Raw genomic sequence first — 25,763 nt, 5'->3', positions numbered from 1 at the left:
TTTCAAGTAACAATTGTTACTTGGTTTGCTTCGCGGAGCCTGCGGCGATGATTTCAAGTAACAATTGTTACTTGGTTTGCTTCGCGGAGCCGTTGGCGATGATTTCAAGTAACAATTGTTACTTGCTTTGCTTCGCGGAGCCTGCGGCGATGATTTCAAGTAACAATTGTTACTTGGTTTGCTTCGCGGAGCCTGCGGCGATGGTTTCAAGTAACAATTGTTACTTGGTTTGCTTCGCGGAGCCTGCGGCGATGATTTCAAGTAACAATTGTTACTTGGTTTGCCATGCGGAGCCTGCGGCGATGATTTCAAGTAACAATTGTTACTTGGTTTGCTTCGCGGAGCCTGCGGCGATGATTTCAAGTAACAATTGTTACTTGGTTTGCTTCGCGGAGCCTGCGGCGATGGTTTCAAGTAACAATTGTTACTTGGTTTGCTTCGCGGAGCCTGCGGCGATGGTTTCAAGTAACAATTGTTACTTGGTTCGCCCATGCGGAGCCTACGGCGATGATTTCAAGTAACAATTGTTACTTGCTTCGCTTCGCGGAGCCTGCGGCGATGGTTTCAAGTAACAATTGTTACTTGCTTCGCTCCGTGGAGCCTGCGGCGATGGTTTCAAGTAGCATTTGCTACTTGCTTCGCTCTTGCGGACCAAAGTGTAACATGTACGCGGTTACTATTTTCAAAGTAAAAACAAAAAATGCCCGTACAGCCTCAGCTGAACGGGACACTTTAACATTTTAACAGAAGCCATACGGACCCCCGAATTCACGCTACACTATCGCTCAGCGAGCATAATAGGCAATGGCGCCAATAATCGCTAGATTCAGCACTGCCAGCAGTGGAAGGCCGAATCGGAAGGAAGCATGACGGGTCTTATGGCGCCACGCCAACATTCCCGCCCAAGCACCGACACCTCCGCCTAGCAGACTGACAGTAAATAACGTCCGTTCCGGAATCCGTCTTCGCCCGCTCCGCGCGGCAGCCTTGTCATTACCAAACAGAATGAATGCAAACACACTCATCACGAACAAATACCCAAGCAGAAGCCAAACGATAGTGCTCATGTTTCCTCCTCCTCTCATCCCAACTCAAATGTTATGTGCCTCTAGGCTTGACACGACTCGTTGCTTGCGCCTGTAATGGATCTTCCGGCCAATAATGTTTGGGATAGCGCACCTTGAGCTCCTTGCGGACTTCGAAGTAGGTCGTGCTCCAAAAGCTCTCCAAATCCTTCGTTACCTGGACAGGTCTCTGGGCAGGTGAAAGTAGATGCATGACAACAGGCAGCCGGCCTTTGCCCACTTTTGGCGTCTGTTTCATGCCGAACAGCTCCTGCAGCCGGGCTGCCAGGAACGGAGCTGCTGGATCACTGTAATCAACTGGAATTCTAGAGCCGCTCGGTACGGTGAGATGGGTAGGAGCATAATCATCAAGCTGACGACGACGCTCCCAACCGAGTAACGAATCAAGAGCTGCGGTAAGATCCAGCTTCTGAAGTCCCGACGCGCTGCGGATACCAGTAGCATAAGGAGCCAGCCACAACTCCATCGTTGCCAGCAATGCCTCATCCGAGGCGTCGGGCCAGTCCTGCTGTACGGAATGCATCAGCATCATTCTCGCCTGAAGTTGACGCGTTTGGCGAGTCCAGGGCAGCAGGCGCAGTCCTTCGCGGCGAATGCCCTGCAACAAACCAGCCGTTACGAGCGCCTGATCTGGCTTTTCCAGCTGGCTTTCGCGGATGATTAATGCACCGAGCCTAACGCGCCTGCGGCAACGGACCGCTCCAGCTTCGCTGTCCCATTCCACCGATGCCTCGGTCGTAAAAAGCTCCGGGAGCAGAGCCTCAAGCTCCTCGAGCTGCACGGGCGCCGCGAGATCGATCCGGCTCTCTGTGCCGGAATCGTCCAGTTCTGCCGCCACAAGGTAGTCGGCGGCCGAGATCGGCTGCGCGAATGGCAGCGCCGCTCCGCGCCCAACCGAGAGCAAGTAGCGGCCATCCGGCCGCCGCTGTGCGATTCGGTCGGGATAGGCCAAAGCCAGCAGCAGCCCGACCGGCGGCTCGCCGGGCCGCTGCTGGCTTTGCTGCTCCGCAGCGCGCGCGCCTGCGGCCGGCGCGCTAAGCTCGCCGGCGCGGCCAAGCCCGCGCGCCGCCGCGCTCGGCTCCGGCGCGCCAGGCTGCGCGCCGCCCAGCTGCGCGGCTAGCGCGCGCAGCCACTGCCGCGCCTCAGCGGCGGCGCTGGCGGCTGCAGCCGCCAGCGCGGCTTCGCCGCCGCGCCCGGCGGCGCGCAGCGCCTCCAGGCGCAGCCGCAAATCTGCGCTGCGCTCGCCGCGCAGCGGGTCCCGCTCGCCGAGCAACGCGGCGAGCTCACAGGCGGCCGCGCTCCAGCCGAGGCGGGCCGCCTCCAGCGCCATATGCGCCAGGCGGGGGTGTCCGCCAAGCGCAGCCATGCGCCGCCCATGTGGCGTAATCCGCCGCTCAGGCGAGAGCGCGCCGAGCTGCTGCAACAGCGCGCAGGCTTGCTCATAAGCAGCCGCAGGCGGCGCATCCAGCCAGTCCAGTTCCTCTGGACCGGCTGCACCCCATGCCGCCAGCTCAAGCGCCAGCGGAGCCAGATCGGCTTCAAGTAGCTCCGGCGTGCCAAATGGCGGCAGCAGTCGGTGCGCCTCCTGGCTCCACAGCCGCCAACACGTACCTGGCGACGTGCGTCCCGCACGCCCGCGGCGCTGATCGGCCGAAGCCTGCGACACCGGCACCGTCTCCAGCCGAGTCATGCCGGTACGCGGTGAAAAGCGCGGCACGCGCATCAGCCCCGCGTCAACAACGGAGCGCACACCTGCGACCGTTAAGCTTGACTCCGCGATGCTGGTCGCCAGCACAATTTTGCGCCGACCCGGCTGACAGGCGGCCACCGCCTCGTCTTGTGCTGCAAGCGGCATGCTGCCATGCAGCTGGCGCAGATCGCAGTCCGCCGGAAGCCCTCCCCGGCGAAGCTCACTTTCCGTCCGACGAATATCGGCCATACCCGGCAGAAAAACGAGAACATCTCCTTCCTGCTCACGCAGCGCTTCAAGCACTGCCTCGGCAGCATCCACTTCCAGACGCGAACGAGTAGCGCGCGGCCGATAATTCGTTTGAACCGGGTATTGTCGGCCCTCACTGGCGATGATCGGCGCTCCACCGAGCACCTCCGATACCTTACCCGCATCCAAAGTTGCTGACATGACCAAAAGGCGCATATCCTCCCGCAACAATGCAGCCGACTGTAAACAGAGCGCCAGTCCCAGATCGCTATGCAGATGACGCTCATGGAACTCGTCAAAAATAACCGCTCCATAAGCCTCCAGCGCCGGGTCCCCCTGCAAAAGCCGAGTCAGAACGCCTTCCGTGACAACTTCGATGCGCGTTGCAGGACCAACTTTCGTTTCCAGCCGAACGCGAAATCCTACCGTTCCGCCCGCCTCTTCTCCGAGCTGTCGCGCCATATAAGTCGCAGCGGAACGCGCGGCCAAGCGCCTAGGTTCCAGCATGAGCAGCTTTCGTCCGTTTAGCCAGCTGCTGTCGAGCAACGCAATCGGCACACGGGTCGTTTTGCCCGCGCCTGGCTGCGCGACCAAAACAGCGCGAGTGCCCACCTCCAGCGCATTCAACAACTCCGGCAGCACAAGCTCGACCGGCAGTTTCTCTCTATTGCTCATTAATAATCCTCCAACCGTTTCAACCTTACCCTCTATCAGTTTAGGGTTCTTTCGAGTCAGGTTCAAGCGGGACGGCCCTGAAAGTCTCTTAGCTCTCTTCTTTTTACATTCAGCCCCCTAAGGCGTTTATGCAAACCTATGCAAGTCAGAGCAAAATAGAAACCAGTATCACAAAGCCTTGAAGTACACGCTAATTTGTCAAAGCGGTGGCAAAGCGATGGTATTTTCTCACCTTATGGAAGTATCATTCTACCAAGTCTCTTTGTCCAACCCACGTGGCTTGCAGCAATTTTCTTGCTTGGAATGACTATGGGTTGGGCATACTTTCCCTTTTGCTCCGCCCCATGTTGATGATTAAGAAGATGATAATACAACAAAAACGGCTTCCAAACTCCTTGGAAACCGCCAGTCGTCTAATTTATTTTAGAAGAAAGACTATACGTTGTTAATAATCAATCTTGTGGGGCTAACTACAAAGTTTACCGGGTAGAAAGAGGCGGCGCTAGTAATTGAAGAGTATCGAGCCCCGAACAAAGAAATACCTGCACCTAAGGTGAATCTTAGAGCGAGTACAGAGTCTCGAGACGAATAGGCCTGGGTAGACGAGACGTCTGCACCAAAGTATGGAGTTGTTAATTCGAAGTGCTGCGTGCCGCCATTTCGATTCAGAGTACGGCTAGGGGTCGGATTTACCGCTGTGCCACTATAGTTACCCCAATTAAATATAAAGTCCGTATTATTAACGATATCAAATCCTTGAGTATACAATACACCAATCTCCCCCTCATCCTGAGGGTTGACTATATCACCCCGATTCGAAGGAAAGCATTGGATGACGATGACGAGAAGGATAAACAGAACTAGTATAAAACCTATGCTGCTTCCACTCTGACTATTAATTCCCATTTTCATTTCTCCTTTACACGGGCCTAACACGAGCCCTCGCTATTAATATCGTAGGTGCCATATTCATTCTCTCACCTGCTCTATTAGTATCTTATGTAAAAGAAGCAAAGCTGTTACGGCGTCTGCTCCGAAAGTACATTTATTATTTTGAATATTTTTCAAGTTTTTCTTTTGATGCGATTTCATTGATCGTCTCTGACTTCGTACCGCCTCATCATGTCCTTAATTTTCCACCAATTAAGCCATATTCATCGTTTGCATACACGCCCTAGTTCAACTTAGCTTCGGATAGAATCCTTCTAATGAACTCATCTTTTCCAGCCGTATATGAAACCCGGTCATGACGATAACGAATGGCCAGCTCTCTTTTTAACTCCATATAGGCCTGCGCTTGATCCCGATTAGCTTGCATAAAGTTCCGGAACAATAATTGCTGATTCCATTCCTTGCTATTCTTAGCATAAACATGCAAGTGATGAGTACCTGCCCGCCAAGGGCCTTTTCGAAAAAACAAGCGATTTGAGAATTTCGGTTTATGTACATATTCATAGTTTAGCTGAGCTAGAGGGTCAACAAGCATTTCTACATCGTCAAGCCGTTGTACAGAAATCATCATATCTATTAGTGGTTTAGCTGCCATTCCTTCAATGGAAGTACTGCCGATATGCTCGATTTCGATTATAAGCGCTCCTAAAGCAGACCTAATTCTTTCTGCCTCGTGCTCATATTCCGCTGCCCAATTGTTCTGGTAGTCGGAAATGATAATCGCCGGGTCCACCCTCATCTCTCCTTATGAAGCAACTCTTTATACACGGGCTCGGCCATGTTCAGCAGATCAATTCGCATTCCGGCCCCTTCTAGTTTCATGATCATTTGACGGGCTGTTTCAATATTCATAGAGACTCTTCCCGTCGTCTCGAATCCTTCTGGCATGGGAACATACTTCTCTACTCGCGCCATTACAAAAACGGTGTATGTATCTGTACTTTCCCAGAACCAGGCGGCAATCGGTATTCGCTCCGTTTTCAAAATAAGACCGGCCTCTTCAACCGTCTCACGATTCAGAGCGCTTTCGATATCTTCATTCCCTTCAATCCTGCCGCCGACAGTCGTCAGCGTGTTGTCATTTTTGTCCCAAACCATAATAATGGAGCCATCCTCGGCGATTGGAATGCTATGTATACCGGCTATCTTTTTATCCGTTGGAAAAGTTCCATTTAAAGGCCTCAGCATAATACCCCTCCATCTCCCGAATCATAAAGTCCGGTTTTCCCAAAACCTCGTCCCATTCCTCGATACCTCGGAGCCATACCGTACCTAAACCAGCACTTTTAGCTCCCGCAACAGCTTGAATAGGTTTAGCCACACTTTTTCATTTTGATTAAACAGAGATATCCAGACCCGCCGTGTTTGGAATCATCCTCAAAAATCTCGATTGTTAACGAAGTCCCTGCCAGCTCCGTTTGCAAACTCGTTTCAGTAAACCAATGCACATACCCTTTGCCGAGCGGAAAGTTATCCCCCTCCTCCAGAATGTCGAATGAAGCCGCGAGGTTTGCCTCAAAATACTCATCCCGTGCATCCTCCATTGCTTCCTCCGGCACGATGTATTGAGTCAGAATGCATGTACCGCCTGGCTTGAGCACTCGACCGTATTCCCTCAAAGCTTCCGCCCTTAATTCTCTCGTTGGTATGTAACAAAGAATTTTAAACCCGATTACGGCGTCAAATTCCTCATTCTTAAAGGGCAGCTGCACCCCTTCATTTTGGATGAATTGAATCGGTTGGTTACTTTGCATAGAATGCTCTTTGGCTACGTTTAACAGCTGCTCGCTAACATCCGTACCAACAACTTGATATCCCTTTTCCGCCAAGTACATGGCAATTCTCCCCGCACCGCATCCAACATCCAGAACTTGTCCATCCCCAGAAAGTTGGCCAAGCAAAAACAACTCGGCCGACGTTGGCCCCGACTTCAGCTCACTTGCGTAATGCGAAATTTGCTCTGCTTCGTCAAACCAGCTACGTACAGCATCCAACAGGTATTTCTGCTCATATGAGATGGTCATATTTGAGTCTCCTACTCCTCCACAATTGCCTGCGCTTCAATTTCTACCAATAGGTCGGCCTCAATCAGGCTTTTCACTTCCACCATCGTTGCCACTGGTCTAATCTCTTTGAAAAACTCTCCATGCGCCTTACCGATTTCTTCCCACCTGCTTATATCCGTCACAAACATCCTTGTTCGGACCACATCGCTCATGCTGGATCCTAGCTGCTCCAAAGCGGCTTGAATCACTTCCAAAATATATTTTGTTTGTGCGTATGCATCGTCTTTCCCTACTACTGCGCCATCCTTCATGGCCGTCGTCCCGGCTACTTCAATCACATTTCCGCAACGTATCGCTCTTGAATATCCAACGATCGGCTCCCACGGAGAGCCCGTTGATATCTTTATTCTATTGATCATTGCTTTCGCCCCTTTTGAATTTCAACCTATTTTTCAAAGTTTCATGGACAACTGTCGGAGTCGAATCTATCTCCAGTTTCATATGTTAATAAAAACAAAACTATGAGGAGGACAACCACATGAAAGAAGAACAAGTTCACATCAGCAACTTCAAAGGTTCAGGAATTGGTCTTATTTTAGTACTGTTTATACTGCTCGTCATCGTCACCTCTGTATTTTGCTTCGGCCCAAGGGGTCAGAATGATGATGATGATCCGATTGGCGTTCTAGTAACACGCAATTACAACATCTACAACAGCACAAGCAATTATGTGCTTGTAGTAAGCACGGTAACATCAACCGTAAGCCCGTCTCCTCCACCTGAAATCCGGAGTTCGCCAGGTGAATACAATCAATTTCAGATGACAGGCATTCGAAACAGGACTGTACGAGGTGTTATTAATTACAATGTTCTTGATAGTTTGACCGGTGGTTTCGTCGGAACTTTAACAATCAACATTCGCTTGAGACATACTGGTGGTACTGGATTTAGGGCATTGATTGATGAGGTGAGCTCAACTGCGCCAATTCGTTGGACTGAATCTGAAGAAGGAATTGATGCATCATTATATATCTATAACAATGTATTACTTTAAGTTGACTTTTTAGATAATCATAGAAAGGAGAAATCAAACATGAAGGATGAAACTGTAAAAATTAGCGGTACTTCAAGTCAAAGCATAGGAATTGTACTAGTTCTGTTTATACTGCTCGTCATCATCACCAGTGTCTCTTACGCCAGCCAGAAGGACAATAATGATGATTCGATTGGCATTCTTACGCGGACATTCAGCATCTACAACAATACAAGCAATTATACGCTTTATGCAACTTCCGTTTCGTCTAATGCAAGTCCAATTTCTATGCCTCCTGACATTCTCGTTCCGATTGGCGGTCTGAATCAATATACGGTAAATGTTCCTGGGTTTAGTACAGGAACTCGGCGTGCCCCAATCGTTTACGATGTGCGTGATGAGGCCAATGTTAGCGTTGGAAGCGTACGGTTCACGCTACGTATTAGAAATGGGCGGTTATCTGGCGTCTCGTCCACTATTGTAGACGTTTCAACAGATGCACCTGTCAACTTGAATGCTTCCGGACAGACTTTAACGATTACTAACCCCATACTCTTCTAAATTCTACGAATTCCCCTTGGCTAAGGGGAATTTTTAATTATATGGATGTAGATTCGTAATTTTCTTTTAGAATTTGCTTTGCAATATAGAAAATCTGACCCATGTGTTCCGAGTAATGAGCCGTACATTGATGCAACATATCAAGATTTGTTCGTTCCCTATTTCTCACCACTTGTGTTTGTTCCATTTGTTCATCACTCATATTTTTAACCGTAACAATGACCACCTGCAATCTGTCCTGAATTACCGCCTCCAACACTGATTTCTTTATGTATGTTTGTTTATATTCATCAACTCGATCTCTATTTATATCTTGATGGAGGATTCCTTTGAGAAGTCTCACTTTAATGTTACCTTCGATGTGTTTCACTAGAGTCGATATACTATGACTCGAATTATCAGGTCTCCAGTTCACTTGATCATCATCTAGCTGTTGCAGAGCTTTAAGCGTCCGCCTCTGAATTTCTTCAAACTTCTTCGATAACCATTCCCTATGAAAATCATATTTCATAACAGTCCCTCGCTCTCTAGGTTTCGCAAGTGCATGGAGTACTACATCTCCCTTCCGCAACGAAACTGAAACAATGGCTAGTTCAAGTTCTAAACAATAAGAATTCAACTAGCCAATTACTTTATGACGTTACAAGCTCATGGTTATACCCATTCAGCTCGACTCTATAATGTCCAAACGTCTTTTTTCTTTCATCAGAGCTTAGATCGCCAGAGCGTTGATAGCCAAATATAGAGATTCCGTTATCATTAATTTGCCAATCATAGAGCTTACCTAATGTGTCAAAACCATAATAATATCCAGGCTTACCTAAATAATCAGAAGACCATAGTCCATTGTTAAACGTTGCCGTTTTTAAATTGCTTGTTTCAGGAGCATCTAGTATTCCACGCTCATATCTCGTCAAATAATAGACATCGTTGAGATATGTTTTTACCGACTTTATCGGAGCTTTTTCAATCGCTACCCTTGTAATCGCTTCTCCATCCACACGGTATAAAATAAATTCCTGCGTTGTATTATAGGAATAATTCAAATAAAAACGGCCCATATCTGTGTTAAACCAGATATCTCCCAGTTTAACTACGTTTTTTTCCTCAATAAATTCCCGATAAACAAAAGGCTCAAAATAATAGAAATCATTGCTAATTAATAATTGACCCTTTTCTTTAATGACTGCCATAAAACGGTCACTATAAACAATGGACTTTCCTTGGTATAGTAATTGATAAACGCGGATAAGTTTAAGGTTTTCAATTGCTGTGCCGTTAACATCCCTAATTATAATCAAACTATACGGTTGTATCTCTGTATTTTTTAAATAGACTACTTTTTTATTAAATGCCTCACCAATATACCTTAAAGGAATATACGTTGAATTGTTGTAAATGCTTGCGACTACATCCATTTCGCTCGATTTTCCATCTATAAAAATATTATTATTTCCTAGTTTCAACAAAATGGTTTTATCAGATTGTTTAATCGTAATGGACTGGTTTTTTGTATTAAAATTTACCTTTGCACCAAATCCTTCAGAGATAAAACGGAGGGGTACTAATGTTCTTCCACCTCTAACAATCGGCTGAACGGCTGATACCTTTTGCCCATTAATAAATGCCATGGAGCTTTCAGCAGAAAGAATCATAGTGTTTTTCAAGTCATTTTCGGTTACATCTTCATAATAGTCCTGAGTATTTTCTGCATATACCGTATAACCAAAAGCTAGGGATAATGTAAAAATGAATAATGTGAGGATAATTTTCGCTTTCAAAACTACACCCCTCAATAATTTATTTTTATTTTAGTTACTACCGGCTTTAGCGTATGACTGGATGAGATGATGTCCGATGATTTTTTCTAGTATATTACCCAATGAGCTGAGCCGTTATTGGTTTACTAGTTCTCAAATCAATGAGCCGAACGCTTCACACGACAAGGATAGCCGCCTCTTATGAAAGAACCTCTACCACAAACCCGCCCGGCGCTTTTACATAAAAGGTCCATCCATGAGATCTTTTTGGTGCCGCGACATCGAAGCCGTCTTCTTTTAATCGCTGATTGATCTCATTCACTTTCTCGTCACTCTCTTGTATAAATCCAATGTGAAAAGTATTAGGGTAGCTAACCTGCGTCCCTTTCATCAGTGTTAAAACCAATCCATCGTCGTCAAACATGGCCGCGAAAGTATTTCCCCGCTCACCCCCGACAGTCAAACCAAAATAAGTTTGCAAAAAATCCCGGGCCGCAGCCACATCAGTCACCGTAAGATTGAGATGATTCAGCTTCATGATTACATAACCTCCTCTTAAATTCATGCTTCAAGGAAATTATATAACAGTGATGCAAGTGAGAAGCTTTGTGCGGTTTTATGTAGATATCCTTTACGTAACCCTTCGCAGAGGTTTAAGCATTTAATTAAATACTCCATCGGTTGATTTAAAGCAATAATCCCGCTCAAGGCTTGTTAACTAAACCAACCCTTGCGCTTGAACCAAGCGAACATGCTGCCAGCCACAATCACCATAATGCCGAGCGCCATAAAGTAACCGTAATCCCATTCCAGCTCCGGCATACGGGTAAAGTTCATTCCATAAATACCGGCCATAAAGGTAAGCGGCATGAAGATCGTCGTGATAACGGTCAGTGTTTTCATAATTCCGTTCATCCGGTTGGCATTATAGCTGATGTAGCTGTCGCGCATGTCGGCCGTCATGTCCCGGCAAGCTTCAAGCGTCTCGGACTGTTTGAGCAGATGATCGTATATATCATGAAAAAACGGCCGAAAATCCTTCATGCCGGGAACCGCCTCCATCGTTGTGATGACCCGGTACAACAGATCGCGCATCGGGACAATTGTTTTGCGGAGCTTAAGCAGCTTGCTGCGGATCTCGAACACATTGTCGATGCTGGAACTGTCCGTATATCCTTTGCTGCTGGGGTCGGCATCCAACAGTTGGTCCTCCAGACCGTATATAGCTGGGAAATAATGATCCACAAGCCGGTCAAGTACGCCATGCGCGACGACCAGATGGCCTTTGGACGGATACTTCGTATGAACCGCCATCATTTTCCAGGCATCGTCAATCTCAGGGCATGCCCCGAAGTGGAACGTCACGGCGTAATTCGGCCCCAGAAACAGATTTATTTCATGCGGCTTGAGCGTATCGCAATCCAGTGAATGCATGACGAAAAATTGTACATCCTCATACAGATCCATCTTCGGACGCTGCAGCAAATGCAGACAATCCTCGATCGCCAGTGGATGAAATTGGAAATGTTCCTCAAGTAGCCCTATCTCCTGCTCGTTCGGTTGGCCAATATCGACCCAATACCAGACAGGATCGAGCGTGTTCAGCTCTTCCAGCCGAACGTCCTTGCGCAGCTTGTTCTTTTTATCCATTGCCATAATGCGCAGCATAAATCAAACTCCATTCTTTATCGAATCGGCAGCTTCGCCTGGCGGGCGGCCGCTAATGAGCTATCCTGGTCTGTTTACGGGTCGGTTTCGAGCCGGCTTTAGAGTGGCTAAGGAACATTTACTGGATGGCGTTGATCAGCAGCTTCTGCCGCTGCCCTCGAAGCTCCTCCAGCCCCTTTTCCAGACGAGCTGATTCCACTTTTAACTGGTGCATTAATGCTCTAGTTTCTACTCGCAAAGCCATATTTTTACCGAGCTTATCTTTAATTTTACTTTGAACATGCAAATCCATAATAAGTCCATCAAGCCAATAATCGCCAAGACACGTTGAATTGCTCAACTGAATTTCAAAGGAAGCATTCTTACCTAGATCACCTAGCTCCTGCTCCAGCCGATATGCCGCGGAACGGGCTTTGACTAGAGACTCCTGAGCCTCATCAAGCCGTTTATGCTTCATCCCCGTGCTGATTGTTCCACCGCCCAGCATGTCGCCGACACCCCAGTTGGCAGCCGACTCCAGCTTGCTAATCGCCTTGTCGAGATTCTCGTTCAGAGAAAAACAGGCGGCAATTGCTTCCTGAATCTCGGCCTTGGGTTGCTTCTGTCTCTTAATCTCAGCATCAAACTCTCTCAACTGCAGCTCAATTCCCGGGACAGCCTCGACAATCAACCGTTCCTGCTCTAAGCGCAGATTATTACTTTGGCCGATCAATGGGATCAGCTCCCCCATCTTTTCCCCATTATCCGAAAGTTGCTGCCTCATAAGCTCCAGAGTGGACTCGGCCTCCTTCACCTTGAGCGCCGCGCGCTCTGCCTCCAACTGCTCAAGCTCCACTTGCTCCTCCAGAGCACCCGTGATCCGAAGTCGCAACGAGCTCCAAGTTAAATGGGCTAGCTTTTCGACATCCTGCTGCTCGTTGCTGCTAAGCTCCTTGAGTTGTCCAAGCTCCAGCTCCCCGCGAAAAATATCGGTACGAAGCCGGTCCCTCCTGCGCTCATAAACTCCTAACTCCGCATCTGCTTGCAACGATAGCTCCAGCTTTTGACCGATCTCTACAATTCGCTGTTTAGCTACCGAACCAGCTTGATTAGTAACATGACATTCTTGGCCATGGTTGTTTTCTTGATTCTCGATTTTATCTATATTCTCGTTGTAATGTTGATTCTGGTTGCTATCGATCATCTGTAATTTCCCTTTCGTTGCGAGCGTCCCATCCTAATGCTATTATACCAGTCAGAACAAGCGTGAAACGCCGGCAATGCCGAAAATAATCCGCGGAAGCGAAACCTCCGCTTGCAGGAGCTGATCCATGGATTTTGTTACTGGAAGATTCGCCCCAACTCCATCCGGCCTCATGCATCTCGGCAATGCCCGTACCGCGCTGCTGGCATGGCTGCAGCTTCGCAGCAAAGGAGGGTCTTTCATCCTGCGTATGGAGGATATAGGATATCGATGGCCCTCGTTCCCGTCCTGAATATGCAGAAGCTTCGCTTCGTGATCTGCGCTGGCTCGGTTTGGATTGGGACGAAGGTCCTGATATCGGCGGAAACCGCGGTCCCTATACGCAAAGCGAGCGCCTTTCCTTCTATGAAGAAGCGCTTCGAAAGTTGGAAGAACAGAACCTCCTTTACCCTTGTTATTGCAGCCGAGCCGAGTTAGCAACAATAGCAAGCGCGCCACATGGCTTGTCCTTGGAAGGCCCTGCCTATCCAGGCACTTGTCGTGAGCTGAGCTCGGAGCAGCACCAAGAGCACTCAGTTGTAAAAGAGCCATCGATCCGCTTCGCCGTGCCTACGGACCGGATCGTTAATTTCGAGGATGCATGCGCGGGAGAGCAGCCTCCGGCTCCCGGAGCCGGAGGCGATTTTGTCGTGCGCCGCGCCGATGGAATCTTCAGCTATCAACTTGCCGTCGCCGTAGACGATGCCCTTATGGCGTGACCGATGTGCTGCTTGGCAGCGATTTGCTTGATTCGACGCCGCGCCAATTGCTGCTCTTTGAGGCGCTGGGCTGGCAGCCTCCGCGATATGCACATATGCCGCTGCTTCTGGGTCCCGATGGCAAAAGGCTTGCCAAGCGTCATAGCGGCATCTCGCTAGCGGCTATCCGCGATGCCGGAGCTTCCCCGCAGCAAGCTGTCGGTTTGCTGGCAAGCTGGAGCGGACTGCTTGACCGCGCGGAGCCGGTCACGCCAGAGGAGCTGCTCGCGGAATTTCGCGAGCAAGAGTTGCCTCGCGACCCGATTATCGTCCGCGAGGAGGAGCTAAGCTTTACCCGCCAGTGGTAAAGCTAGAGGAGCACTCATCTTTTCCCACCGCCAGTGGTAAAAGGGCAAGTCTGCTGGTTGGGCTGCCGTTTTGCGCTATCGTCGATATTAATTTTAAAGTTGGACACTTACATACTTACTCACCATTCCAGTTGGTCCCCACTTAGTCGGATTAGAGTAAGTTCGACTACTTGAACTCGACTTCCACGGGGCTCGCATGACCACTCAAGTAGTTTCGACTACTTGAGTGCGACTTTCACGGGCCAGATGGTCATTTCAAGTAGTTTCGACTACTTGAACTCAACTTTCACGGGGCTCGCACGGCCATCTCAAGTAGTTTCGACTACTTGAACTCGACTTTCACGGGCCAAATGGCCATTTCAAGTAAGTTTGACTACTTGATCTCGTCTTCCACGGGCCAGTTGGTCATTTCAAGTAAGTTCGACTACTTGAACTCGACTTTTACGGGCCAGTTGGTCATTTCAAGTAAGTTCGACTACTTGAACTCAACTTTTACGGGCCAGTTGGTCATTTCAAGTAAGTTCGACTACTTGAACTCGACTTTTACGGGCCAGTTGGTCATTTCAAGTAAGTTCGACTACTTGAACTCGACTTTTACGGGCCAGTTGGTCATTTCAAGTAAGTTCGACTACTTGAACTCAACTTTTACGGGCCAGTTGGTCATTTCAAGTAAGTTCGACTACTTGAACTCGACTTTTACGGGCCAGATGGTCATTTCAAGTAAGTTCGACTACTTGAACTCGACTTTCACGGGCCAGTTGGTCATTTCAAGTAGTTTCGACTACTTGAACTCGACTTCCACGGGCCATATGGTCATTCCAAGTAAGTTCGACTACTTGAACTCGACTTTCACGGGCCAAATGGCCATTTCAAGTAAGTTTGACTACTTGATCTCGTCTTCCACGGGCCAGTTGGTCATTCCAAGTAAGTTCGACTACTTGAACTCGACTTTTACGGGCCAGTTGGTCATTTCAAGTAAGTTCGACTACTTGAACTCGTCTTCCACGGGCCAGTTGGTCATTCCAAGTAAGTTCGACTACTTGAACTCGACTTTCACGGGCCAGTTGGTCATTTCAAGTAGTTTCGACTACTTGAACTCGACTTCCACGGGCCAGTTGGTCATTTCAAGTAAGTTCGACTACTTGAACTCGACTTTCACGGGCCAAATGGTCATTTCAAGTAAGTTCGACTACTTGAACTCGACTTTCACGGGCCAGTTGGTCATTTCAAGTAAGTTCGACTACTTGAACTCGACTTTTACGGGCCATATGGTCATTTCAAGTAAGTTCGACTACTTGAACTCGACTTTTCCGGGCCAGATGGTCATTTCAAGTAAGTTCGACTACTTGAACTCGACTTTCACGGGCCAGTTGGTCATTTCAAGTAGTTTCGACTACTTGAACTCGACTTCCACGATGGTTCAGCAGTCCGAAATCGCCCATCTGCTTTTAGCGACGCATCCCAACTTTTAATCGTGTCTTCGTCTCGAAGCTACACACACAAAATGTTTGACCCTACTTTGCCATAAAAAATGCACCCCCTAGAATTCCATCGGTTTACCCAGGGGGTTTTCCAATGTCTATTCTAAGGGGTGCATCTCAACTTCCGCAGGTCATAATCATTTTGTTGTTACATCTGTTAATTCTGGTTGCAACAAAGCACGAATGCCGCTATCTAGCTGTAATAAGTTCAAAGTCATTACAACTGCTTCAGCTCGTGTAACTTTTCCTTGAGGTCGGAACGTGCCGTCTGGATATCCTTGTACAATTCCCGCCTTTGACGCTAATTGTACAAATTGTGCAGCGAAAGCGCTGACTCCATTAAAGTCTGTAAAAGAAGGATCGTTTAGATCAGGCAGAGTGCTGTTATCAATCAAGTGAAGCAACATGGTAACCATTTCTTCTCTAGTAATGGTCTGATCCGGACGGAATGTACCATCACTATAACCACTAATTACACCATGCCCTGCTAATGCGGCAATGGATTGGGAAGCCCAGTGCGAGTCAATATCCTTTAACGACCACTGTGTTTTACCTGTGTTTTTAATGTCGAGTAATTGCACAAGCAATGAAGCGAACTCTCCGCGTGTGATCGTTTGATTGCCACGAACTGTACCGTCCGTATATCCGCGAATACCGTCCAATCTTGCTAATACTTCAATAGGCTGAGCCGCCCAATGTCCAGCTAAATCTGTGAAGATTACTGCACCATCATCTCCAGTTGTAAGCGCAAGCTGAGTACGGAAACGAGTTAATACTTTTTTAAGATCGGTAATATCTGATTTAAAAAATTCATCAACCGGCTTCGTTGGCGTTGGTGTCGGCATTGGTGTTGTTGTCGGCGTCGGTGTCGGTGTCGGTGTCGGTGTCGGTGTTGGATTTATTGGTGTCGGCGTCGGTGTCGGTGCAGGCGTTGGAGTAGGGCTAGTGGGTGGATTCGTTGATGAAGTGAACTTCACTTCCACCTTTTGATCCAACACGATATTCGTGTCAACACCTGTAACAACAGCTTCAAACCGCACGTTCTCCGCCTGATCATTCACAACTGTAAAGACAACCTGACCAGCCCCATTTGTTACTGGCACTTCGCCTGTCACTTGCGCACTGCCGTTTAATGCTTGTAACGAAACATTATAATCCGGCAACGCATGACCATAATCATCTTTTACGGTCACGGTAATTTTAGCTTCGCTCGCTCCATCCGCTTTAACTTCATTCGGCATGGCTGCAACCGTTGAGGCTGAACGGCTTGCTGCTCCCGCAACATAAGTCACCGTAACATTGCCCTGAATTTCCTTTTGTTCTGCTACATCATACGCATGATAAGTACGCATCGCTATATCTGTGCTGTTAACGAAGAACTTCACCTGTCCATTCGTATCTGTAGCTGAACGCCAGCTGCGATTTGTACTGCTTTCGACAAGCTCGGTCTCACGATTGGCCATTAATTGACCGTCCAAATCAATTGCAGTCACCGTAATGGTTGCTTTTGTCGTTCCGTCTGCCACAATTGGTGTTTGTGTATCTGTAACGATCGTAGAAGCAGCTACATCTATCCTGCTATCCGTAAATTTAACCTCTGCTTCGCCAAGAAGCTGATCCTCGCCATTTAAGGATACATACACCCCGTATCGCTTGGTTTCTTCAACTTTTGCTACAGTGAAAACTGCTTTCCCGCTGGCATCGGACACCAGTTTCTCGACTAATGTACCATTGTCCATCAACGAAACGGATAGATCGCTTAATTTATGTTGATTAGCATCTTGAAGCGTTACGGTAATGGTTGCGTTAGCCGTGCCAGTCGTTACAACGATACTGGAAGCATCGCGATCAACATCTCCAGCTACAAAAGATAGATTAGCCCGTTGTTGAATCTCTAATCCAGTAAGCACGTCTTTCACATATACCGTGATGTTTTCTACATCTGAACTTGTTACTTTGAATAATGCAACGCCTTTCGCGTCCGTAGTGGAAGTCCAATTCCGATCCGCATTACCTTCTACATGTAATTGCAGATCACGATCTGCCACTTCCTGACCGTTTGTGTCCAATAGATAGACCGACGCAGTAACAACAGACACACCATCGGCCACAACCGTTGAAGGAGCAACCACAATAGTTGAGTTTTCCAGATCTAACTCTGCAGGTTCTGCATCATTAAGAATGATTTCATCAATTCGAGTCCAATGCGCCGCTTCTTCTTTTACGGTAAAACGAATGTACTTCACTTCCACTTGTTCAATGTTGACCGTTTGCTCGTTTAGTTTATCGAGTTCTCCCGCTTTACTCCAATTAGTGCCATCCATAGAAACTTTAATATCTGATTTTCCTAGCAAATCCGAAGTATTATTTGCAATAAGAGTTACTGAACTTAACTGCATTGGATATCTTAATGCTAACTGGATGTAATCACCAATGCTTTGAGAAGAACCAATCCATGTAAAAGTATTCCAGTTTCCGTCTGCAGCATTTTGCCAAGCGTATTCTGGTTTCCACGGTTCCTTATTAGCAGATACCATGATTTTATTTTCGGTTAGCTTCTCCATTATTTTTGCTAATTTGGAGTGAACGGAATTAATTCTATCTTGGTCTGAAGTAAAATCGACTAGAGCGTATTCCGCTTTTCGAATTGCTGCGTCATATAATTTTAACGTCTCCTTATCAAACAAGCTTCGATCAACAGGAAAGCTCATCAGCGCGGTTAATTCTGAAACGTCGCTGGATAGTTCAGGAAAGATTCCGGAACGAATGGTCGTTATTTGTTCTTCTACTTTTTTGGAGATCCAACTCATGTGAACAACATCTTTGCTTTCAAAAGCTTCCTCTAAAAGTTCAACATTTATTGAAAAGCGCTCCATTACTTTTTTGTTTTCATCCGTAATTACCGTTTCTGCTACTAATTGGCGAGCATTCTGCAACACATCTTCGATATGTTTTATTCCTGCAAAGCTGAACACTTTAAATTCGGAAAAATTCCCGCTATAGTTGTCCCCTGGTGTGAGCTCAAACATTTGCAACTGCTGATATTTGATGTACCTTGCTTTTTTATTATTGTTTAATGCAATAATGTCCGTTCCTTTTGAACGCCCTTGAGCATTTAAATCTTCATGAACCATTTCCCAGTTGACCAGGTCGTTCGAAATATAAACTTGATATTTTTTAGGTCTTTCAAGAAAATCAATTTCGATTCTGTCCATATCGTACTCTGCTTCTAAATCTACATAGAACCACGCGTTATCCTTACGTTCCAATGAAACCCTTGTAGCAGAATCTCCATCAACTGCGTTTTCACCTAAAAACCGTCCTTCTACTTCTAAGCCGGATACTTTGGTTGGTTTATTTAACGCCAGATTTCTATAGTCTAAGTTGTCTACTCCAGTCATGGAATCAAAGGATATAAACTCATTCGTGATCGAGAAATTATCCATCTTACCAATTAGGTCCTCACCGATTTTTTGAGTAGGCAATATAAAAGTTGAAGATTCCGGTGTTGTGAATTTATCTTCCAAATAACTTGCGGTACCTTCATAAATTCCGTCAATATACAAATTCAAACCGCGTTTATCACTGGTAAGCATTATATTTTGCCATCGGCCCGTTTCAATTTCCGCATCAAATATAAACCGGTATCCTTTTCGTTCATAACCGATTTTAGAAGTGCCTTGATAATTTAAATACATCTTTCCGTCCTCGCCATTGAATAACAGCGCATTTTCCTTTGTATTGCTATTCATTAAAACATCAAATTTCACCGTATAAGGGAACCCTATGCTATTAAAAGGCAAGGACATATGGCCGCTTCCGTCAAACTCCAGCGCTTCCCCGCTTCTTCCCGCTGTTGACTGTAAACCAACGATTTGCGCATCGTAATTATTTGGTGAATGATCTGCACCAGGATTGGCGGAAGCGTCGAAAGAATAGTCAACAACCGTTTTATCAACACTAGCAACAACTCTCGCCGGATTAACGCCAGGCGCAGTATCTGCAATAGATGAAATCCTAGATTCAAACTCAGCAAAAGAAGGGACATTATTGTCACTGCCATACCAGTTTTTTTCACTCATCAGCATGATTTGATCTTTAAATCTGGTGAATACATCAAATTCAGACATGCCCACTTTGCGGTCATTCCATAAAGCCGCTAATCCGCCTTCCAGAAGAGGATGGGCCGGAGAAACATTCGTTCCGCCGCTTAAAGTATTTACTCCCCATTCTTTATACAGGCGCTCGATAGGCAGGAAATCCGCATAACCGGTACTTGTTCCCGGTACAACATAGAGATCGTGGGATGAGTTAATAATGCTGTAGCCGTCCTTAATCATTTTAGGGAAATCGGCCCATGAATAAGCCCAATAGTTGGTGCTGACACGTTTATCTATCGGGATGTCTCCTACAATTCCTCCCCCGCCTAAAGAGGCCCACATGACAGGATGAAGTCCTTTATCATTAATAAACTTGATCATTTCATCAAGATAAACTAAAAAATCATTAGCAAACTTAGGCGCCCTATGATATTCATCCGCACCGATATGAAAATTATTACTTTGGAATACAGGATCATCGCCATCTAAAAATTCGTTAAGCATTTCTTTCACAAATGCGATTGCATTGGGATTCGCCAAATCGATATGGGATTCATCCAGCATGATCGATGGATCATGCAAGGCAATAAAACCGCTGTGCGCAGGAGTATCTATTTCTGTGAGGACATCAATCCCTAACGGCTTGACGTTCTTTTGGAACTGTCTGTACGCTTCTTGAGAATAAGTCTCGCCTGGTTTATTTCCGGAATTTAATTTCGGGAATTTTTTACTTTCCACTCTAAGCGAGGCTGACTGTTCACCGCCATCATCATTAATATGAACTTGGAACCGATTTATTTTATAGTAAGCCATATATTTCGCTGTTTCTTCCAAATAATTCAATGGCATATAAAACCTGGCGACATCAAGCATGACAGCTCTTACTTCATAGGCAGGGTAATCTCGAATCAAGCCTTTTGGTACTTTATGATCGTTATTTTGCGAGGCAATCTGGGTTATTGTCGTTCCGCCATACAATAGTCCTGTTAAGGTTGGACTATCAATTTGGATCGTTTCGTTAATCGAAATTGAATAACCTTCTTTGCGTAATTCAGTTAAATTAGAGTTTTTCAGATATATATCTCCTGGACTTGGTTGTCCAACTTCAATAGCCAAATCCAAACCAAGCATTTCTTTAAAATAGTACGCTATTGTTTGGGCAGTATTATGAAATTCTTCTTTTTCAATTTTTATTTTGCTGGAAGCTGAAAATTTAAAATCCCCCTCATGCCCTTTCCATTCACGGATTCCGGGAATAACTTTTGGTTTCACATTGTCATTGTTTTCATGGCTGAATTGCCCTGGAACTTGAATCGTAATATCTTTATCTGGTAAAAACGCCTCATCCTTTTTGTCTGTTTTATTAACTACTTTATACATTATTTTCACGTCCATATCTTCCAGGGGGGTATGAATATTTCCATCTAGATCTATTACCGAATCATTAGACGTAGCAGCCATTATTACATCATAGTTATTATCATTACTCTTTGGCAAAATCAGCTTCTTATTATTAATCGTAGGTTTTTCATTAATAATACTTTGCAATATTTCATTCGCTTTACTGAGACCCTCTGCATCTGTTTTTGTTGAAAAAATGGTTGCTGCCAATAACAAAGAACACACAAACGAAAATAGGATCTTACTAGTCATCTTCACTTTTCCTCCGTTCAATTTTAAGATCGTTTCACCGTTCCATAGCGCTAGACCTAGACTTTATATGCTTTAATGAAGAGAAAAACCGCTGAAAGGTACAGCCAAACTCAAAAACTTGTGTAGTGAGAAATATGTTTGGGGAAATAAGAGGTGTGTCTTACTATGCAAAGCATGTGTATGGAATCGGAGTCATTTTTGAAAGCGTTTTCCATTAGAATATACCTTTTAGGGGGACTCTAAGAAATAGCCTCATTTTGGATTTGATACCTTTATATTAGGTTAATAAACAATCGCATTCCTCATAAATGTTTATTACCGAAACGAAAGAGCCGTCCCTAGGTCATCTACCGATGACTAAGGGACGGCTCTTTCCCGAGCTCCGTCATGAGCCCATGTGGCTCACCTTCCAATAAGCTATCCAAGCCCTGCTCCAATAGCCCCACTCAGCCCAACTTGCGGGTTATTTGGCCCGACAGCCGCAGGGCGTTGCCAACGACCGTAAGAGAGCTGAGCGCCATGGCCGCGCCGGCCATCCATGGCTCAAGCAATCCTGCCGCGGCAATCGGCACGATGCAGAGATTGTACAGGAACGCAAAGCCAAGATTCTGCTTGATGTTCCGCACGGTCAAACGACTCGCCAGCACCGCGCCATGGATGCCAAGCAGACTGGGGCGCAGCAGCGCCACATGACCAGCATGGAGCGCAGCGTCGGTACCGCCGGCCATGGCGAAGCCAGTATCCGCAGCTGCCAGTGCCGGGGCATCGTTCCAGCCATCACCCGCCATAGCGACAATACGCCCCTGCTGCTGCAACGAGCGAATCAAGCGCAGCTTGTCTGCCGGCAGCATGCCTGCCTCTACACGGCTAATACCCGCCTCGCGTGCGGCGACAGTTGCCGGGCCCACACTATCGCCGGTCGTGAGCCATATCTCAAGACCCTCCTGACGGAGTGCCTGCACCGCTTGAGCCGATGTCGGCTTCAGTCGGTCGCCAAGTGCAATTGCACCGATGCAGGCATCGTTGAGCGCGGCAAGCAGCACCGTTTCGCCTTGCATCTCCCGGATCGCAGCGTAATCCATCACCCGCTTAAGCCCGCTCCAGTGCTGCTGCTGCGCGAGCAGCCTGCTGCCGACTGTGATGCGCCCCTCCGGGCATTCGGCCGATACGCCGTACCCGGGCCATTCCACCTCATCCTCGGTAGCAGGCACCACGAGCCCTCTGCGCCGGGCTTCATCTCGAACTGCCGCAGCATAAGGATGCTGCGACTTTGCCTCGGCCGCAGCTGCCAGCCGGAGCAGGGCTGCAGCTGACCACCCTTCCGCTGGCTGGATGCCAGCTACGCAAGGTTTTCCTTCGGTGAGTGTACCGGTTTTGTCCAGCAAAATAACCTGCAGCTTCGCCATGCTCTCCAGTGCAGAAGCTTCCTTGATGACGACTCCGCGGCGCGCCAGCTTGCCAGCAGCAATGACGAGCGAGATCGGCGTCGCCAAACCAAGCGCACAGGGGCAAGCCGCCAACAGTACAGCCAAGGCGCATAGGCTAGCCTTTGATATATTCCCGGGATCTACGAGTAAGTACCAGATAAGAAAAGTAGACGCGGAAGCTAACAGCATGAAAGGCACAAACCGGGCCGATATACGATCTACTTTACGCTGAATGCCGGTTTTCGCCGCCTGTGCTTGACGAAGCAGCGCATCGATCCGGCTCAGCAATGTACCGTCTCCGGTCGTTTCCGTGCGAATTCGCAGCGTATCTCCCTGATTTCGCGTTCCGGCCCACACCCTGATGCCGGGAGATTTGGGTACGGCTCGGCTCTCGCCAGTGAGCAGCGACTCATCCGCTTCCGATTGACCGCCTGTGACGATACCGTCCACCGGAACCAGCTCACCAGAAGCGACGAGCACGATGTCTCCATCCCGCACGCTTGAGGCAGGAACCCGACGAGTCACACCTTCCCGAATTACGTTGATCTCATCCGCCTTCAGCTTGGCGAAGCTGTCTCCTTCGCGAAGAGCGCGTGCGGCGGAGCGCGATTCCATATACTTACCGAGCAGAACAGCGGTAATGACAACGGCGCTTGTATCGAAATACAACGGCGCCATTCCGCCGTGAATGCCGGCCATGTTGCCGAACTCATTTTCAAACACCATATAGTGGCTGTACAAATAAGCTGCCGTTGTGCCAAGCGCTACCAGTACATCCATATTAGCTGTTTTAGCCCGCAGGGCGCTCCAGGCATTAAGATAAAAAGGAAGACCAACACCAAACTGAATGAACGTAGCCAGCGCCAGCTGCACCCAACCGTTGCGGACCCAGCCCGGTACGGGAAGCCCCGACAGTGCCTCATAATGGCCGACCATCGCCCAAAGCAGCGGTAGTGAAAATAGCACAGACAGAAAGAGCCGCAGCCGCAGCGCATTCATCTCCGCAAGCTCAGCGCTGCGATCGCCAGGCTCTGAAACTCCAAACCCAAGCCGCTGGATTTTCTCTTTAATCTCCCCCGGGGTTATCTGATCTGGCTCATAACGAATCCATGCTCGGCGAGACGCATAACTGACTGCAGCCTCTCCTACGCCAGACTGTTTGCCGAGCGTCTTCTCGATTCTGGCCGCGCAAGCGGTACAGCTCATGCCTTGGATGCCGAGATCCAGCGACGCTCCGTTCTTTCCGTCCACTTCTGTCTTCCCCCTTCTCCACCCTGCCGGCTTCATAACTTCATAGATTCATAGAATCTGCTACTCCTACTATATGGTCGCTAGAGGGGAGAATATGCGGTATACGGACAAAAACGAGCCAGCAGATTGAAAGAATGCAAGATTTTAGACCTGTCTGCCGATAAAGGAATATGGCGCATCCCACGCCTTATCCAAGTAAGACATCATGAAGGAGCTACCCAATGATTGACAAAATGACCGATCAATTGCTGCAAATTCCATCCACCCGCAAACAAGCTGGCGCTGCCCTCTTAGCCGCCATCCTGATTATCGCCGTTTCTCTCAGCGTGTTGCCGTTTGGCGACCAGCGCTTGATCACAATCCAGGCTTTTCTGCCGGCATTTATCGCTTGGTTTCTGTTCGCCGACCTGCTCACGGCTCATATGCTGTTCAGCCAGTACCGGGCAGCAGGCAATCTCTCGATTCTCTTCCTGGCAGCAACCTACTTGTTCACAGGCCTGATCATCATTCCCCATATTTTGACCTTCCCCGGTGTATTCAGTGTGGAGGGATTGCTCGGAGCAGGCAGCCAGACTGCTGTCTGGTTATGGGTCACTTGGCATGTTGGCTTTCCAATCGGCATTCTCTCCTATTTGCTAGCTGGGCAGTTTGAGAAAAATAAACCTGTAAACAGCTCCAGTACTTGGGCTGCCGCTGCGATGTGCGTCGCTGTACTGCTGTTAGTGTTGATCACAACAGCTATTACATTGTTTTTCCAGGACAGTTTGCCGGTACTCGTTGACCAGGGCCGCTTCACGAAGCTTATGACACATATCGTGGGGCCGCTCGTTTGGCTTCTTAATATCTCGGCCGCCTTGCTGCTCTGGGCTGTCAAGCAGGGGCGAACCGTGCTCAATCTGTGGCTTACTGTCGCAGTGCTGGCTGTTTCGCTTGATGTGACATTAACTATTTTCGCCGGTTCACGTTATTCACTTGGCTGGTACATGGCACGTGTCAACTCGCTAGTCTCGGCGTTTATTATCATCTGTGCGATTGTTTATGAGGTAAATAGGCTGTACATCCGTTTGGCAAAACATCAGAAGGAGCTGCTGCAATCGAGGGAGGAATTGTATACGCTCAATGACGAGCTCTACCGACTGTCGCAGTTGGATGGCTTGACCGGCATAGCCAACCGCAGACGATTTGATGAGCTGCTGGCCAAGCAGCTGCAAGAATCCGAGGCATCCGCACAGCCGTTCAGTCTGCTGCTGCTCGACATCGATTGTTTCAAAGCCTACAATGACCATTACGGTCATCAGATGGGCGACCGAGTACTGAAGCAGACAGCTCGGCTAATTGAGGATAGCCTGCCTTCCTCTACGGCAACCGCCGCCCGTTATGGAGGAGAGGAGTTCGCCGTACTGCTCCCGGATATGGACCATTCCCAAACCCTGCACGCAGCAGAGGTTATCCGCGCTGCTGTGGAGAAAGCAGCGATTGTTCACGAATTTTCGCCTGCAGCTCCTTATATAACTCTGAGCATTGGCACCTCCACCCAAAATCCACAATCCAAATCGGCCAATCGGATGGCAGAGGCTGAAATACTTGTAAAACAGGCCGATCAAGCTCTTTATAGCTCCAAGGAGAACGGCCGCAATTGCGTTACTGCCTACAGCTCCGCTATGATTTAAATCGATTAAAGGTACAGAATTGCAACTCGTACAATTCATCAGACGTAGAAGCTATCAACGTTATCAGCTCATTCAACGTAGAAAAGCCTTCCATCCCAGCTGTTATGTACTGGGATGGAAGGCTTCTTTGTGCAAGAAGTAGAAAAACTCATCTATTAGAGTTCATGACAGGGTAGTTGTCAAGTAAAACGGCTCAATGTAGCACCGTCAGGCTG

18 protein-coding genes and 1 pseudogene are annotated in these 25,763 nt (G+C 47.8%); 6 read left to right on the top strand and 13 right to left on the bottom strand.

Annotated elements, in window-relative coordinates:
• Positions 1-507 precede the first annotated feature (507 nt).
• Positions 508-744: a hypothetical protein gene (locus CGZ75_RS24415; protein ID WP_141136669.1), complete on the top strand. Its 237-nt coding sequence runs from the start codon at positions 508-510 to the stop codon at positions 742-744.
• Between the two features lie 41 nt (positions 745-785).
• Here the strand turns inward: CGZ75_RS24415 and CGZ75_RS05180 are convergent, their stop codons facing one another.
• The 6 genes from CGZ75_RS05180 to CGZ75_RS05150 all read right to left on the bottom strand — a co-directional run bounded on the left by CGZ75_RS05180 (position 786) and on the right by CGZ75_RS05150 (position 7,075).
• Positions 786-1,067 carry a DUF1294 domain-containing protein gene (locus CGZ75_RS05180; protein ID WP_089523184.1) on the bottom strand — a complete coding sequence of 94 codons (282 nt, stop codon included), beginning with the start codon at positions 1,065-1,067 and terminating at the stop codon, positions 786-788.
• A 31-nt stretch (positions 1,068-1,098) separates the two neighbouring features.
• Positions 1,099-3,699 (bottom strand): ATP-dependent helicase HrpB, encoded by a 2,601-nt coding sequence (gene hrpB / locus CGZ75_RS05175; protein ID WP_089523183.1) that lies wholly within the window; start codon positions 3,697-3,699, stop codon positions 1,099-1,101.
• A gap of 1,174 nt (positions 3,700-4,873) precedes the next feature.
• The gene (locus CGZ75_RS05165; RefSeq protein ID WP_089523181.1) at positions 4,874-5,383 is read right to left on the bottom strand and encodes a GrpB family protein; all 510 of its coding nucleotides are present in this window, start codon (positions 5,381-5,383) and stop codon (positions 4,874-4,876) included.
• A 2-nt stretch (positions 5,384-5,385) separates the two neighbouring features.
• Entirely contained in the window at positions 5,386-5,838 is a 453-nt protein-coding gene (locus CGZ75_RS05160) for an NUDIX domain-containing protein (protein ID WP_089523180.1), read from the bottom strand.
• 125 nt (positions 5,839-5,963) lie between these two features.
• Positions 5,964-6,674 (bottom strand): class I SAM-dependent methyltransferase, encoded by a 711-nt coding sequence (locus tag CGZ75_RS05155; RefSeq protein ID WP_089523179.1) that lies wholly within the window; start codon positions 6,672-6,674, stop codon positions 5,964-5,966.
• An 11-nt stretch (positions 6,675-6,685) separates the two neighbouring features.
• A complete protein-coding gene (locus tag CGZ75_RS05150) occupies positions 6,686-7,075 on the bottom strand; it encodes a RidA family protein (protein WP_089523178.1) in 390 nt (129 codons plus the stop codon).
• A 119-nt stretch (positions 7,076-7,194) separates the two neighbouring features.
• Here CGZ75_RS05150 and CGZ75_RS05145 point away from each other — a divergent pair, with 119 nt between their 5' ends.
• Both CGZ75_RS05145 and CGZ75_RS05140 read left to right on the top strand, forming a co-directional pair.
• Positions 7,195-7,710: a hypothetical protein gene (locus CGZ75_RS05145; RefSeq protein WP_089523177.1), complete on the top strand. Its 516-nt coding sequence runs from the start codon at positions 7,195-7,197 to the stop codon at positions 7,708-7,710.
• Between the two features lie 39 nt (positions 7,711-7,749).
• The gene (locus CGZ75_RS05140; protein ID WP_089523176.1) at positions 7,750-8,250 is read left to right on the top strand and encodes a hypothetical protein; all 501 of its coding nucleotides are present in this window, start codon (positions 7,750-7,752) and stop codon (positions 8,248-8,250) included.
• Between the two features lie 37 nt (positions 8,251-8,287).
• On the opposite strand, the gene CGZ75_RS05135 is transcribed toward CGZ75_RS05140, so the two are convergent.
• The 5 genes from CGZ75_RS05135 to CGZ75_RS05115 form a co-directional block, all read right to left on the bottom strand.
• Complete coding sequence (locus CGZ75_RS05135; protein ID WP_089523175.1) at positions 8,288-8,761, bottom strand: DUF1572 family protein; 474 nt, start codon at positions 8,759-8,761, stop codon at positions 8,288-8,290.
• Positions 8,762-8,882: 121 nt separating this feature from the next.
• Positions 8,883-10,031 (bottom strand): copper amine oxidase N-terminal domain-containing protein, encoded by a 1,149-nt coding sequence (locus CGZ75_RS05130; RefSeq protein ID WP_089523174.1) that lies wholly within the window; start codon positions 10,029-10,031, stop codon positions 8,883-8,885.
• A gap of 178 nt (positions 10,032-10,209) precedes the next feature.
• Positions 10,210-10,548 (bottom strand): VOC family protein, encoded by a 339-nt coding sequence (locus CGZ75_RS05125; protein ID WP_089523173.1) that lies wholly within the window; start codon positions 10,546-10,548, stop codon positions 10,210-10,212.
• Between the two features lie 176 nt (positions 10,549-10,724).
• Positions 10,725-11,678, bottom strand: a complete 954-nt coding sequence (gene corA, locus CGZ75_RS05120; protein ID WP_089523172.1) for a magnesium/cobalt transporter CorA — start codon at positions 11,676-11,678, stop codon at positions 10,725-10,727.
• A 118-nt stretch (positions 11,679-11,796) separates the two neighbouring features.
• The gene (locus CGZ75_RS05115) at positions 11,797-12,861 is read right to left on the bottom strand and encodes a hypothetical protein (RefSeq protein WP_089523171.1); all 1,065 of its coding nucleotides are present in this window, start codon (positions 12,859-12,861) and stop codon (positions 11,797-11,799) included.
• 127 nt (positions 12,862-12,988) lie between these two features.
• On the opposite strand from CGZ75_RS05115, the pseudogene gluQRS reads away from it, so the two are divergent.
• Together gluQRS and CGZ75_RS05105 are read left to right on the top strand one after the other, a co-directional pair.
• Positions 12,989-13,966 (top strand): annotated as a pseudogene (gene gluQRS / locus CGZ75_RS05110) (tRNA glutamyl-Q(34) synthetase GluQRS).
• Between the two features lie 326 nt (positions 13,967-14,292).
• Complete coding sequence (locus tag CGZ75_RS05105; RefSeq protein WP_089523170.1) at positions 14,293-15,438, top strand: hypothetical protein; 1,146 nt, start codon at positions 14,293-14,295, stop codon at positions 15,436-15,438.
• A gap of 146 nt (positions 15,439-15,584) precedes the next feature.
• On the opposite strand, the gene CGZ75_RS05100 is transcribed toward CGZ75_RS05105, so the two are convergent.
• Together CGZ75_RS05100 and CGZ75_RS05095 are read right to left on the bottom strand one after the other, a co-directional pair.
• A complete protein-coding gene (locus CGZ75_RS05100) occupies positions 15,585-21,200 on the bottom strand; it encodes an S-layer homology domain-containing protein (protein ID WP_089523169.1) in 5,616 nt (1,871 codons plus the stop codon).
• A 446-nt stretch (positions 21,201-21,646) separates the two neighbouring features.
• The gene (locus CGZ75_RS05095; protein ID WP_176444679.1) at positions 21,647-23,878 is read right to left on the bottom strand and encodes a heavy metal translocating P-type ATPase; all 2,232 of its coding nucleotides are present in this window, start codon (positions 23,876-23,878) and stop codon (positions 21,647-21,649) included.
• A 221-nt stretch (positions 23,879-24,099) separates the two neighbouring features.
• Between CGZ75_RS05095 and CGZ75_RS05090 the strand changes: the two genes are divergently transcribed.
• Positions 24,100-25,548, top strand: a complete 1,449-nt coding sequence (locus tag CGZ75_RS05090) for a sensor domain-containing diguanylate cyclase (RefSeq protein ID WP_089523167.1) — start codon at positions 24,100-24,102, stop codon at positions 25,546-25,548.
• Positions 25,549-25,763 lie beyond the last annotated feature (215 nt).

The organism is Paenibacillus herberti (genome assembly GCF_002233675.1).
In the GTDB taxonomy this organism is placed as follows: domain Bacteria; phylum Bacillota; class Bacilli; order Paenibacillales; family Paenibacillaceae; genus Paenibacillus_O; species Paenibacillus_O herberti.
This window is presented reverse-complemented; position numbering and strand designations above follow the sequence as displayed.